General features: G+C 61.8%; 13 protein-coding genes. 4 read left to right on the top strand and 9 right to left on the bottom strand.

Going from position 1 to position 13,306, the window contains the following annotated elements:
- Window positions 1–83 precede the first annotated feature (83 nt).
- On the bottom strand, window positions 84–644 hold the full coding sequence (locus ACJJVH_RS28240) for a thioredoxin domain-containing protein (protein ID WP_112795317.1): 561 nt from the start codon (window positions 642–644) through the stop codon (window positions 84–86).
- A 429-nt stretch (window positions 645–1,073) separates the two neighbouring features.
- Between ACJJVH_RS28240 and ACJJVH_RS28235 the strand changes: the two genes are divergently transcribed.
- Window positions 1,074–2,129: a hypothetical protein gene (locus tag ACJJVH_RS28235; RefSeq protein WP_412066756.1), complete on the top strand. Its 1,056-nt coding sequence runs from the start codon at window positions 1,074–1,076 to the stop codon at window positions 2,127–2,129.
- A gap of 96 nt (window positions 2,130–2,225) precedes the next feature.
- Here ACJJVH_RS28235 and ACJJVH_RS28230 read toward each other — a convergent pair whose 3' ends face one another.
- Window positions 2,226–3,146, bottom strand: coding sequence for a DMT family transporter (locus ACJJVH_RS28230; RefSeq protein WP_412066755.1), 921 nt, complete (start codon window positions 3,144–3,146; stop codon window positions 2,226–2,228).
- A gap of 95 nt (window positions 3,147–3,241) precedes the next feature.
- Here ACJJVH_RS28230 and ACJJVH_RS28225 point away from each other — a divergent pair, with 95 nt between their 5' ends.
- The 3 genes from ACJJVH_RS28225 (at window position 3,242) to ACJJVH_RS28215 (ending at window position 4,810) form a co-directional block, all read left to right on the top strand.
- Entirely contained in the window at window positions 3,242–4,015 is a 774-nt protein-coding gene (locus ACJJVH_RS28225) for an AraC family transcriptional regulator (protein ID WP_412066754.1), read from the top strand.
- Window positions 4,016–4,265: 250 nt separating this feature from the next.
- A complete protein-coding gene (locus tag ACJJVH_RS28220; RefSeq protein WP_112795163.1) occupies window positions 4,266–4,535 on the top strand; it encodes a ribbon-helix-helix domain-containing protein in 270 nt (89 codons plus the stop codon).
- Entirely contained in the window at window positions 4,535–4,810 is a 276-nt protein-coding gene (locus ACJJVH_RS28215; RefSeq protein WP_412066753.1) for a type II toxin-antitoxin system RelE/ParE family toxin, read from the top strand. Before ACJJVH_RS28220 ends, ACJJVH_RS28215 begins: the two co-directional genes overlap by 1 nt.
- 82 nt (window positions 4,811–4,892) lie before the next feature.
- On the opposite strand, the gene ACJJVH_RS28210 is transcribed toward ACJJVH_RS28215, so the two are convergent.
- The 7 genes from ACJJVH_RS28210 to ACJJVH_RS28180 all read right to left on the bottom strand — a co-directional run bounded on the left by ACJJVH_RS28210 (window position 4,893) and on the right by ACJJVH_RS28180 (window position 13,298).
- Window positions 4,893–6,350: an APC family permease gene (locus ACJJVH_RS28210; protein ID WP_412066752.1), complete on the bottom strand. Its 1,458-nt coding sequence runs from the start codon at window positions 6,348–6,350 to the stop codon at window positions 4,893–4,895.
- 87 nt (window positions 6,351–6,437) lie between these two features.
- Window positions 6,438–7,589, bottom strand: coding sequence for a LysR substrate-binding domain-containing protein (locus ACJJVH_RS28205; protein WP_113503738.1), 1,152 nt, complete (start codon window positions 7,587–7,589; stop codon window positions 6,438–6,440).
- Window positions 7,590–7,595: 6 nt separating this feature from the next.
- Window positions 7,596–8,936: a glutamine synthetase family protein gene (locus ACJJVH_RS28200; RefSeq protein WP_412066751.1), complete on the bottom strand. Its 1,341-nt coding sequence runs from the start codon at window positions 8,934–8,936 to the stop codon at window positions 7,596–7,598.
- Window positions 8,926–9,615, bottom strand: coding sequence for a TetR/AcrR family transcriptional regulator (locus ACJJVH_RS28195; RefSeq protein WP_113405371.1), 690 nt, complete (start codon window positions 9,613–9,615; stop codon window positions 8,926–8,928). Before ACJJVH_RS28195 ends, ACJJVH_RS28200 begins: the two co-directional genes overlap by 11 nt.
- A complete protein-coding gene (locus tag ACJJVH_RS28190) occupies window positions 9,612–10,907 on the bottom strand; it encodes an alpha/beta fold hydrolase (protein WP_412066750.1) in 1,296 nt (431 codons plus the stop codon). Before ACJJVH_RS28190 ends, ACJJVH_RS28195 begins: the two co-directional genes overlap by 4 nt.
- Window positions 10,908–10,912: 5 nt before the next feature.
- Window positions 10,913–12,223 (bottom strand): acyl-CoA dehydrogenase family protein, encoded by a 1,311-nt coding sequence (locus ACJJVH_RS28185; protein WP_112795157.1) that lies wholly within the window; start codon window positions 12,221–12,223, stop codon window positions 10,913–10,915.
- 22 nt (window positions 12,224–12,245) lie between these two features.
- A complete protein-coding gene (locus tag ACJJVH_RS28180; RefSeq protein ID WP_112795156.1) occupies window positions 12,246–13,298 on the bottom strand; it encodes a peptidase M29 in 1,053 nt (350 codons plus the stop codon).
- Window positions 13,299–13,306: the final 8 nt, after the last annotated feature.

Here is a 13,306-nt window from a genome sequence, read left to right as displayed (position 1 = left end):
TTTGTTTGCACGCGTTTCCGAACGGAAAGCGCTACGCACTTTCAGGCGGTGGCCGCAAGCAGGCCTGCGGATATGCCGGCTCCTTACGTCGCCGATATCTTCCTGACCCAGGTTTCTATTTCGTCGCCGCTGCTCATGTCAGCCTGCACAAGACCGTCGATCATGAAGGTCGGGGATACGTGGATGCCGTTCTGCCGGGCATATTTGCAGTGCCACTTGATCGCGCGGTCGAGATCCGGAATTGCAAAGGCCTCCTTCAGCCTGACGCCGCTGTAATTTTCCAGCCGCTCGATCAGTTCGTTCGGCGTTACGTCCATGTTCGGGCCGCCCGCATGATGGGCGAACTCGAACTCCTCGCGATGGGCGGCGATCGCGGCCATCACCTTCCTCGCCGTCTCCCTGCCTCCGGGAAGCGTGGAGGCAGCAAGAATGCAGCGCACCAGGACCCCTGAATACAGATGCCACGGCTGCGATTGCAGGCGGATCTTGACGGTGATCTTGTCCTCGCCCGCCTGCTTCAGGAGATCGTCGAGCTTGTTGAAAGCCCTGACCGAGAAGGGGCAGGTCGGCTCCAGAAATACTTCGAAAATGCGCGGCCCGTGACCCCAGGTCAGAGAATCCGCGTGCCAGGCGACGTTGGTCATGCTGGTTCCTTCATTCATCTCGAATTCCGTAATGGAACGAAAACTAGAGCAATTCCAGGAAAAGTGCATATCGGTTTTTGTCCGGAATTGCGTGAAGACAAAAGGAGAGAGCGTTTTCGCGATTCGAAGAAAGCGGAAAGCCTCCAGACGCGCCCAGCTCGTGCGATCAACGCTGGCGGTCGAAAAGGTTAACCTGCAGGCATCTGGCGGCCTCGTCGTTGCGAAGTCGGTGGATGGTCCACAACCAGGTATTGAGCCCGAGGGTAAAATGTCTATTTTTCCGCGCTGCAAATGTAGGTGCAAAGCCAACCCCCGGGATTTCGCGAAGCTCGTGCTTCGCCCCCCTGCTTTGCAGATGCCTACGCAGTTACTCGGAGTTCCAGGCAGATAATGACATTCCCGACGATACAGCTTCCCCAGAGAGCGCTCATGCTTGCACGCGGCGTAATTTCCACGCCGAAAGCCAGCTATTTCTCCTTGCCGATCCTGATCGCCCTCACCGTTTTCATGGCGGTTTCCGAAACACCGGGCATCTTGCGGGATTGGACGATCAATCAAAATCCCGTCAGGCTCGACGATGGCGATATCAGCAACGGAAAATGCTCGACGCGAAAGGGCTTCTTCACCAACTGCTCGGCTCACCTGAACTATGTCTATAAGGGCCAGAGCTACGAGAAGGATATCGAGATCATGTTCGTCGATGCGCATGCCGGCGACTATGAGACGGATCTCGTCATCTCCGGCGACCATCCGGAGTTGGCGACGCTCAGCCTCGGCATCGAGAAGCTCTGGAACCGGATCATAACGCTCGCCGCGTTCGTGGCCCTTCTTGGCGGCGCCTACATCGCGATGGTTTTCCAGATCCTGCGTATCTGGCGCGCCCGCGCGCAGCTTCGCCATCCCGCTCAACTCGTGCCGGTTCCGGTCGAGATCACGGCATTCGACCGCCGGCGCAAGCGATTGACGGTCACTTACGCGGACAAAATTGCCGGCAGGAAGACCGGACGGGTGGCGCATACCCGCTTCGAACCGGGGCAGGAGCCGCTGCTCGTCGGCGAAAAGGACGGCAAGACCGTGGCGCTCGCCGTCTGGCACGGAAGCACGGCGCTGCCTGTGCTTCTCGATGAACGGCTGGAGCGGATCGACATGACGGCAGGAGAACGCGCAACCATTCTCGCCCCACTGGGCGCCGAACTGGCCGCACACCCGCCGGAACTCGTCGCCCAGAGGAAGAAAGGCCCATCCATCAAAGCGCGGCTCGCCAGATTCGTCCTGGTGATTCTGCTGATCATCGGCGGCGTCATCGGCTACTGGCTCTGGTATGTGACCAGCGCGGCCTCGCAGTTCACCTCTCCCGGCATGGACATCAACAACATGATGCCGGCTCCCCTCAACCGCTGGGGCTGCGATCAGTTGAAGAAGCGTTTCGGCGATCAACGCGCGCCCTTCGGATGCGCCGCGTCGGATTTCACCAGCTGGAAATGACGCCGAAGGTCACGGATTGAATACTGTCTGACGCGGGCTTCCTCGAAACCCGCGTCAACCTCGACACCGATGCCATTCGCGGCACGCTCCGCCCGTTCATTCGACAATCTCGGGCATGGCGGGCGGCGCACTGCGCAATGGTCTGCGAAAAACTTCGGCGCAGGCCACCCCCACCAACGCGGCCCCGCCGCCGATGACGTGATAGGCGCGTACCGGTTCGCCAAGCACTACAATGGCGCCCGCCGCGGTAAAAACCGGCAACAGGTTCATGAAGGCCGCGCACCGATTGGGGCCGAGGATATGAACGCCGCGCACCCATAGAAACGGAAGAACGACGGAGGCCAGCCCTCCGGCGTAGGCGATGAGCGGCAAGGTCTCTGCGTTCAGCGCACGCATGGATGCAGGCGTGGCAAGGAATGCCGGAAACATGATCACCAGAGCGCAGATCGCCTGCATATAGGTCGACTGCCAGCCGGCGACCGGCAGGTTCCAGCGCTTGAGCAGCACGCCGTAAATGGCATAGCTCAGCGCTGCAATGAACATCAGCGGATCGCCAAGGTGCACGCCGTTGCGTGCGAGCGCGGCCGGGTCGCCGGCGCTGACCAGATAGACAAGCCCGGCAAGCGAGAGCACGCCGCCACCGACCATTCCGACGGTCGGCGTATCCTTCAGCAAAAAAGCGCTCAAGGCCACGGTGAGCAGCGGCGTCAGCGCCGTGAACACCGCCATGTTCGTGGCCGTCGTCGTTTCCGCCGCCAGATAGGACAGGCTCTGGAAAAAGCACATGGCGAGGAAGCCGAGAATGGCGAACTGCCCCAGATGCGGCCAGATGACGAAGCGATTTCGCCAGGCCGGGACAGCGACGAAGGTGCTCATCAGCAGGACCGCGAGCAGCAGGCGATAGAAGGTGATCGCCTCCGGCCCGATCGTATGCGCGGACATTCGGGAAACGATCACGTTGCCGGACCAGAGGATGATGGCGACGAGAGGATAGAGAAATGCGAGCTTGTTCTTCATATGCGATACCCATGGATCCATTTCGAGACCCTGGCTTACTGCTTCGATATCGGTCCGTATCGCTTTATGATGACCAAGACTGTAGAGATTGGGACATGCAGACCGACCCGACGCGGAAACATCTCGATTTTCACGATACCCATCGCGCCATGGCGGCGATGGACGTCAACTATCCGGACGGGGCCTCCACCGGCTGGCACTCGCATCCACGCGGCCAACTGCTCTACGCGATCGAGGGTGTGATGATCGTGCGGTCGGCGGAGGGGTCCTGGGTGGTGCCGCCGAGCCGGGCGCTATGGCTGGCGGCCGGACTGGAGCATGATGTGAAGATGGCCGGCGAGGTGAAGATCCGCACGGTCTTCATCGACGCGACGGCGATCCGCCATATGCCGGTAAAAAGCTGCGTCATCGAGGTTTCGCCGCTGCTGCGCGAGCTCATCGTCGCCGCCGTTCGCGTGCCCCTCGATTATGCGGAAGGCAGCCGCGACGATCGCCTCATGCAGCTGCTCGTGGACGAAGTACGCGTCTCCGATGTACTGCCCCTGCATCTTCCCATGCCGGAAGACGAGCGACTCAAGCTGATCTGCGAAGCGATCACCGAACATCCTTCCGATACGTCGACCGCTAGCCAATGGGCCGAACGCCTTCGCGTGACGGCCAAGACGGTGCATCGCCTCTTCGTCAAGGAAACCGGCATGAGCTTCGCGCAATGGCGAGAACAGGCGCGACTTTTGTTTGCGCTGCGCAAACTGGCGAGCGGCGAACGCATCATCGACGTCGCCTTCGATTGCGGCTACGCCAGCCAGAGCGCCTTTACCGCGATGTTCCGCCGCCATTTCGGCAAGCCGCCGTCGGAGTTCTACCGCTAGGGGTTCTCCGCCGGATATTTTTTGTCGCTAGAGCAATTCCAGGAAAAGTGCGCAGCGGTTTTCCGTCCGGAATCGCGTAAAAACAAAGGGATAGAGCGGTTCATCGATTCCGTGAAACGAGGAACCGCTCTAGATGTCTCGTCAGAAAGACAAAGCCGCCAGCTCGTTCAAATCGACAGGCTTCATTGATCGATTCAAAATTAATCATTATGATTAGGATTAAATCGAACCTCATGAAAAGGATGATCGCATGTCAGGTTCCGGCACCAAAGTCTTGACCGCGCATGTCCCACTCTCCTTGGCCGAAAAAGTCGATTTGATGGCTGAAAGGCTTGAGCGTTCTCGCGGCTGGATCATGAAGCAGGCTCTTACCGCTTGGCTCGACCAGGAAGAAGAGCGCGAGAGACTCACCCGGGAAGCGCTTCTGGACGTAGACGCGGACCGTGTGATCGACCATCAGGCAGTGCAGGCATGGGCCGATAGCCTCGGCAGCGACGAACCTTTGCCGGTTCCTCGCTGATGCAAGCAAAATGGACCAGCAAGGCGCTATCCGAGCTCGGTCGTCTGTATGAATTTCTGGCGGCTGTAAACAAGCCTGCAGCCGTTCGCACGGTGCAGTCCCTGACCAAAGCGCCGACTATTCTGCTGGCCAATCCAAGAATTGGCGAACGACTCTTTGAATTCGACCCACGCGAGGTCAGGCGGCTGCTCGTTGGCCACTACGAGATACGCTACGAAATTCAGCAGTCAACGATCTGTATCCTGAGACTATGGCATACGAGGGAAGATCGTTAGGCGGCCGAGTTTCTCGTAAGCCCCCGAACCGGATCCAGGACGGGATGCCGGCCAAACCGGCATCCCGCAAGCATAAGCGGCTTCAGCCCTGATTGTGCCCCATGCGGGCGAAGCGGGCCGGATCGACGCGCTGCAAACGCATGGCGGCGAGATAGCCCACGATTGCCGCAAGCGGGATCAGCGAGGGTAGGACGATGCCGAGCACGCCGCCGGTCGTGCCGGTCAGATCGCCGAAATGCAGGAAGATGTAGACGAACAGCGCCGCCATCACCAGACCGGAAACCAGCGGCAGCACCAGCGTCGTCAGCACGGATGCGGAGTGACCCGCACGGCGGAAGAAGGCGATGACTGCGACCGACGTGACCGTCATCATGCCGAGAACACCCAGCGTGCCGATCTGGCTGATCCAGGTGAACATGTTCAGGACCGGATCGAGTTGCAGCCCGGCGAACAATGCCAGGACGATCAGCGCCCCCGCCGTCTGCGTTACCGAGCCGACATGCGGGCTTTGATGGATATCATGCGTGCGGCCGAAGATATCGGGCAGCAATCCCTCACGGCCGGCGACATAGCTGTAGCGCGCGATGTAGTTATGAAAAGCCGAAAGTGCGGCAAACAGGCTGGAGACCAGCAGGATGCCCGCGATATTGGCGATCGTGCCGCCGGCATACTGACCGGCCAGATCGAAGAAGAACGTCGAAGGATCGGGCAGGCCCTGGATGGTCGGAACCAGCTTGTCAGCACCGATGCCGACGATCATCAGCCAGGTGGTGAAGATGAAGAAGATTCCGATCATCAGCACCGAGAGATAGGTGGCCCGGGGGATCGTCCTTTCCGGATCGCGCGCCTCCTCGGCATAGATGGTCGTCGCCTCGAAACCGATGAAGCAGCCCAGGCAGAAAAGGACCGCCGCGGTGAGCGAACCCGAGAAGACGGCGTTTGCGTCGAAGAAATTCAGCGCAAGCCCGTTCGCTCCGCCCTTGCCCAGAATGGCGAAATCGACGACCAGCACCACCAGATATTCCAGGGCCACGACGAAGACGAGCACCTTGGCGGACAGGTCGACCTGGCGATAGCCAAGGAAACCTACCAGCAGGATGGCGAGCAGGCTCCAGACCCACCAGGGCAGAACCAGCCCGAACGAGCCGAAAATGCCGGCTGCGATGCCGCCGAACAGGCCGATGAGCCCGAACTGCATGGCGTTATAGGCGACCAATGCGGTGACTGCGACCGCTCCGGCGACACGGCCACCAAGGCCGCGCGCCGCATAGGCGTAGAAAGCGCCGGCATTGGTAACGTAGCGCGACATGGTGACGTAGCCGGCAGCAAAGGCCAGCATCACCAGCGTCACGAAGACGAAGGTCGCCGGAATGCCCGCACCGTTCCCCAGCATGAATGCCAGTGGCATCGCGCCGGCAACGCCCGTCAGGGGGGCCGCCGCCGAGATCACCATGAAAGTGACGGCGATCAGTCCGAGCGAATTTTTACGAAGTTGGTTACTCCCTGCACCGGTCATGCCGATAGCTTCTTCCTGAGCCATATTCCCCTCTCCATTCTGCCGCTCCTGGCGGCGTCTATTGCGGTATTCTCCCGTTAATTCTCACGTCGGCAGCGCCCTCCCTCCCCGTCAGGCGCGCTTGAACGACATCCTGCATTTTTCAATGAAGTCCCTGGCCAGCCGGCTTTGGTCATCCGGCTTCTGCATAACGGCAATGACAGCACCCTCCGGAAATTCCTCGTCCAGCGGCACGGCTCGAATTTCACGTCCGTCCGGCCCCGTTCTGTTTTGCGGTTTCTGTGGAACGATCGAATAGCCGAGACCCTGGGCCACCAGTCCCCGCACCATGGCAAAGGATGGCGACTGCAGACGGACGACCGGCTTCATCTCATTGCGCTTGAAGAGAGCGGCGATCGCGGCGCGAACGGAGGGATAATCGAGCAGGATCATCGGCAAATCGGCGATATCGGCAAGGCGAAGGCTGGATTTCGCGGCAAGCGGATGATCCGCACTCAGCAGCACATGCGGCGCCGGAGCGCACAGGAGTTCGCTATCGAGTTCCGGCTCTTCCACCGATCCGAAGGTGACGGCGGCCTCGATCTTGCCGGCACGCATCTGCTCGATGAGATCGTCGTGGTCCGCCTCCAACAGCCGGATGTCGACCCCCGGCGTCTTGCCGGCAAACTCGGCGACCAGCGGCGGCACGAACTCCGGGCCGAGCGTGATGAAGAAACCGACACGCAACTGGCTTTCCGGACTATGCGGCTGATCGTCGTCCGGCGCGATCGGAATGGCGCGGCGATAGCCCCGATTGGCATAGACGAGCGGCGAGCGTTGCCGCGACAGTTCGATCCGCTCGACCTCGCCGATCAGAATGAAATGCGTGCCCCAAAGCAGGGCCGTCTTAAGCTCGCAGTCGAGGGAGGCGATGGCGCCGTCGATGACGGGCGACCCCGTCTCGCTGCTGTGCCAGCCGATCGCCGAGAACCTGTCGTCGGCGAGATGCTTGAGGCGACCGGAGAAAAGGTCCGAAACGAAGCTCTGGTTGCCGCTGAGCACATTGGCGCAAAACCGCTTGTTCTTCCGGATCGCTTCACCGGCAGGACTGAGGTGATGAATGCTGACCAGTAAGGAAGGCCGGCTCGTATCGGCCGAAACCGACGTCATGGACGAGACGGTGACGCCGAAGCGGCCCGCATCGCCATCCGTCGTCACGACCGTAACGGCAGAGGCGACCCGGCTCATGCTTTCCAGGAAAAGACCACGAAGATCTGCGTCCATATGCGTTCACCCCAAATCGAAGAAGCGTTCCAATTCCACATCGGGAATCTTGCGGCGGAACTCGTTGTGCTGCGTTTCACGCGTCGAGGTGAAAGCCTCGACAAACCGGGCGCCCAGCCAATCCTTGGCAAAGGCCGAGTCACGCAGCCGCTCGATCGCCTCCGGCATCGAACGTGCGAAATCGCGCTCCGGCTCCTGCGCGTAGCCGTTGCCGACCGTCTCCGGCTCCGGTTCTATCTGCTCCAATATGCCGGCGATGCCGGCGGCGATCGTGGCCGCCACGGTCAGATAGGGATTGGTGTCGGCGCCGGGCAGGCGATTTTCGACCCTGAGCGAACCGGCGTCGTGGCCGACGATGCGGAAACAGGTCGTGCGGTTTTCATAACCCCAGCTGAGGCCGGGCGGCGCGAATGTACCCGGTGCGAAGCGGCGGTAGGAATTGACGGTCGGCTGGAAGAGCAGCGTCATGTCGCCGATATAGGTCTGCAGCCCGCCGAGAAAGTGGCGGAAGGTCTGCGACACGCCGTTCTTCTGCGCGGGATCGTGAAAGATCGGCCGGCCGTCGCGGTCCTTGAGCGAGATGTGCACATGGATCGACTGGCTGTCGGCGGCCTCCGTCCAGCGCGGCATGAAGGTGACGCACCTTCCCTGCCTCTGCGCCAGCGAACGCAGGAAATTCTTCAGCAGCACGAGCTGATCGGCAGGCTCCAGCCCCTCGCCGGCCGCGATACAGGCCTCCAGAAAGCCCCCGCCGATTTCCTCGTGCATCTTGGCGAGATCGATCCGCAGAGGCTCGCACATCGCCGCGACGGCTTCGTACCATTCGGTCTGCTGGACCTGATAGAGCACCAGATCGTGGCTGTTGTGCTGCGTTGCGGTCTTGAGATTGCGATAGCCTTTGGCGCGGGCGCTTTCCGGCGTTTCATCGAAGAGGGTATATTCAAGCTCCATGCCGTAGCGGGGGGCATATCCGGCATTGCCCACACGCTCGAGCACGCGCTTCAGGATGGAGCGGGGGCACAATTCGGAAGTACCGCCGGAATAATTGGAGAGAACCAGCAGATCATGGCCGGGCTTCGACCATGGCAGCCGGCGAGCGGTGGCCGGATCGATGATCAGCGGATCGTCGTGAAAGTCCGACGTGCCGTCGGAGACGCCGGGGATGGTCAGCACCACGTCGGTCGGATCGAGCGCCAGCGTCACCGGCGACATGCCCATGCCGTTTTTCGCGATCCCCTTGAGGCTGCCGACGGACACCATCTGCCCGCGCAGAAGCCCGTTCGTATCGGTCATCGCGACCGTGGCAAATCGACTGGCCGGGTCGGCCAGATAGTTTTCAATCGTCATGTTCCACCTGTTGAAGGGAATGGGCGTTTATCAGCGCCTCTAATTTGGCCAGATCCTCCTCTGGCCGGGTCGAATAGGCCTTCAGGAATACCTTGAGGCCGTTGTTCAGATATCGTGCGATTTCGGTCCGCCCCGGCGGGTGGTCCGGCATGTAGAGAGCCTGGGTTCGAGGCGCCGACAGGATCAGGCCCCAGAGGTCCTGTGCCGCCAGCTCCGCATCCTCGAAGGCAAGCCGTCCGGCGGTTCGTTGCGCCTCCAGATAATCCATGATCCCGCGCAACAGCCGGTCGGGGCCGGACTCCTGATAGGCACGGCCGATCTCGGGAAAGCGCTGCACCTCGCCGATGATCAGACGCGCCAGCGACAGCAGGTCGGGGCGCATCACCGTGTCGGCGTAGTCCCAGGCAAAGCCATGCAGGTCGGCCACCATCCCCTTGCCGGAAGGATGCTGAAAGAACTCCAGCATCAGGTCGCGCTCGCCGAGCATCATCGCCGAGAAGAGCGCCTCCTTCGACGCGAAATACTGGTAGAGCGTAGGCTTCGACAGGCCCGCCTCGATGGCGACCGCGTCCATGGTCGCTCCCGAATAGCCGGTCTCGGCAAACACCTTCAGAGCGGCATCGAGGATACGCCGCTCGCGCATGATCCTGTTCTGCTGGCGGCGGGGAAGACCATTCATTGCGGAAGCTTTCCAAGGAAGTCGAGAAGTATGCGATTATAGGCTTCGGGCTGCTCCACATTGCAGACATGGCCCGCATCCCGGATCGTTTCATAGCGAAGGTCGGGCAAGGCGGCATCGGCATGGATACGCGTCGCCACGCCACGGATCTCGTCCGGCGCGGCCAGCCGGTCATACTCGCCTGTCATCATCAGCACCGGCATGGTCAGGCGGGAGAAATCGAATCGTTCCGGCGGATCGGTGAAGCACATCAATGCGTCACGATAGGTTGCGGCCGGGATCGCCGCCATGGAGCGCAGCAGTTGCTCCTTCACCTCAACCGAGGCGTTCGGACCGGCCAGCACTTTTACCACATCGGGCGCAAAATCCGCCGGCGCCAAACCGGCATCGAGCGGCACCCGGCGGCTGACGCGGAACGCCTCGCGCTCTTCGTGAGACGCTTCCGACATGCCGGTGCAGCCGCCGGAGAGAACCAGTCCGGCCAGCAGGTCGGGATGGCGCATGGCGAAGGACGTGGCGATCCACGAACCATAGGACAGGCCGACCAGAACCAGCCTTTCCGCACCCAGCGCCTCGCGGATACGCAATATGTCGGCGCAATAATCATCGACCACCGAGGGCTCCGCCCCGAGCGTGCTGTCGCCATAGCCGCGCAAGTCCAGAGCCGCCGCGCGCATGACGGTCCCGGCGGCGGCAAGCTGCGGCAGCCAATTGGCCCGCCCGCCACCGATACCGTGCAGGAAGAGGCAGAGCGGCCCATCCTTCCGCGGCGTTGCCGTCAACGCCAGCCGCGGCTGGCTGCCGAGCGATATGTCCTCGAAAGTGACCGGCGCCGGGGATCGCTGCCGGGACGGAACCGCCTCATGACGCCGGGCTCGATCCGAAAGGGCGGCGATGCCAGCCTCGAAAATAACCTTCGTACCCTGGCATATCCCGGCCAGACGCGTCGCGTCCGGAGCATCGACATCGGCGGTCCATTCGACAAGGCTGCCGCCGGCACCATCGCCGGAGACGGTCACGCGGCCGTCGTAGCGATCGACGCCGGAAATGCCTTCCAGATGGGTGTAGCCAAGCGAGCGGTCGCTATCGCTGAACCAGGTAAGCTGCTCGCGGTAGAGCGTATCCTCGCCGTGCACGGTGAAGGCGCGGATAAGACTGCCGCGCGCATCGTGCTCGGCTCGGATGCCGGCAATGGCGGGATGCCATTTTCCGCAGAAATCGCCGGCGATGGCCCAGACCGCCTCGGGAGAGGCTGGGCGTTGCCCGATGATCTGCACCCGGTCGCGCGGCATGGGGACTACCTCACTCCGCCCGCGCCGCCGGCATCGCCGCGCCAGAGCGACGTACGGGCGCCGCCTTCGTCGCCGGGAGCATGATCGAGTTCGTCCATCTCGTAGAGCGCGAGCACGCCGAGATAATCCTCCATGATCTCGGAGGTGAAGGGCAGCATCAGCGCGCCGCAGCGGCTGTCGCGATACATGCGCTCCAGCGGCAGCGACTTCAGCATCGACTGGCCGCCGCAGGTGCGGATCGCCATCGACGTCATTTCGGCGGCACCCTCCATGACGTTGTATTGCGCGGCATACATGCGCAGCACCTCCGCCTTGCTCGGGAACCCCTTGGCCTCGCTGAAAGCCTGCCACCACAAAGCGCGTATATTGGCAAGGCGGGCATACATCTTGCCGACAGCAATGCGCTTGGTGGCATACATGCGCCGATCGATCGGCGGCTGGCCGGGAATCTTGCCCTTGAGATAGTCCACCATGAAATCATAGGCGCCTTGCGCCACGCCCATATAGGTCGGCGACAGCGTGATCATCATATGCGGCCAGTTGGGCAGGGTCTTGTTGAAAATGCCGCGCGGCATCAGCAGATCGTCGGCCTTGACGAAGACATCCTTCAGGATGAGGTCGCGGCTGTTGGTGCCGCGCATGCCGAGCGGGTCCCATTCGCCCTTGACGGTCAGGCCGGGGGTGTCCTTGTGGACGACGAACAGCATCGTGTCCTCATGGCGCGGCTCCTGACCCTCGAACGTCTCGGTGCAGACGATGGTGTAATAGTCGCAATAGCCGGCAAGCGAGGCGAACTTCTTGAAGCCGTTGATCTTCCAGCCACCTTCCACCTTGCGGCATTGGGTCTGGTTCGGCTTGGAGGTCCAGTTCTGCCCGCCTTCGGAAATCGGCTGCGAGAAAATGGCTCTTTCCGCGATGGCGCGGCGGAACTGGCGCTCGCGCAAGGGGGCGAAAGTCGCCTTCTCCTCGAGCGTCAGGTTCGGCATTTCGAACATGAAGCGCGACCAGGCCATGGAGGAATTGTGCATGTTGAAGGTGAGCGCCGTGGCGCCGCAATATTTGCCGATCTCGGCCCCGACCATGGCGTATTCGAACATCGAAAAGCCCCAGCCGCCGAACTCCTGCGGAATGCAGAGCCCGAGGAAGCCCTCCTCGGCCAGATCCCTGTAGTTCTCGACCGGAAAGGAAGCGTCGTCATCGACAGCCTTGGCACGAAGGGCGAAGCGTTCGCGGCCAAGCTCGTTCACGCGGTTGAGGACTTTCTGGACTTCCGGCCGGATGCGGGAGAGGTCGTAGTAATCGGCAATTTCGCTCATGCTTCTTCTCTCTTCGAAGGCGTCAAAGCGCCAGTTCACCCTGCAGGACGCCGTTCCTAACGACGACCTTTCCGTCGAGCTCGATCGTGCAATTGCGCATCGGCAGATCGAAATGGCCGAGCGTGTAGCGGCCCGCATACTGGTTCGCGCCCGTGGACCACAGGAAGGAACCGGCAAGCGCCCGGAATTCGACCGCCTGCATGTCACGCTTGTCGTACATGGCCGCCGACACCCAGCGGGCGCGCGGGTGCATGCCCCAGCCGACATGGCTCATGCCGTAGGCGTTCCTGTCGTTCCAGGCTTCCATGTATTCGCGGAAATGGATGGCATCGATGCCGTCGCCCTCGATGGCGGTGACGAAATCATTTTCGACGGTGAAATCGATGCGGCTTGTCAGCGCCGTCTTGAAGGTCAGGTTCATGTCGCCGACATCCATGACGATGCGGCCGTTGACGGAATTCTGCCCCGGAAAGGCAAGGCAAAGGCCGCCCGGCCAGTGCGCCACGTCGCCCGGCCTGGTGCCGAAGCCCGGCGTGCCGCCGCAGGGAGCGCCGCGCAGGTCGATCAGAAGATCGGTGCCGACAGCCGAGGTGACGCGCATTTCGCTCGCCTGGCGCAGCATTTCAACGCCGAGCGCGACCTTGGGGCCGAGTTCGGCTGTCGGCTCGGTGCGCTCCAGAATTTCGGGATGCTCGTTGCAGACGACGAGAAGCCGCGTATTGCCCGATGCCTCGATCTCCGGCCATTCCGGCGCGTGAATCAGGCCCTCCACCGTGCAATCGACGATGACCTCGACCCGCTTCAGAGCTTCGATGACGGCGCGGTTCTGCTGGATCGCCCAGGAGGTGCCGGTCGATTTTACCGGAACCGGCGCCGTCTGGCGCGGCGTGGGCATCTGGATCATGCAGTATTCCGCCCCCAGGTCGTGCAGCGCCAGATCCGAAAGATGGACGAGAACCGGCCGCGACTGGGTTTCGGACAGAATGGCAACCTGCGTGCCCTGGCCAATGCCGTTCAACTTGAAGACGCGGCGGAACGAATCCAGCCAGCGACCTTCGACGCGCTCCTGCATCATCGCGGCAT

This window comes from Rhizobium sp. SYY.PMSO (assembly GCF_046840415.1).
GTDB lineage: Bacteria > Pseudomonadota > Alphaproteobacteria > Rhizobiales > Rhizobiaceae > Rhizobium.
Note: the sequence above shows the minus strand (reverse complement) of the source record. Positions and strands in the feature narration are given on the sequence as shown.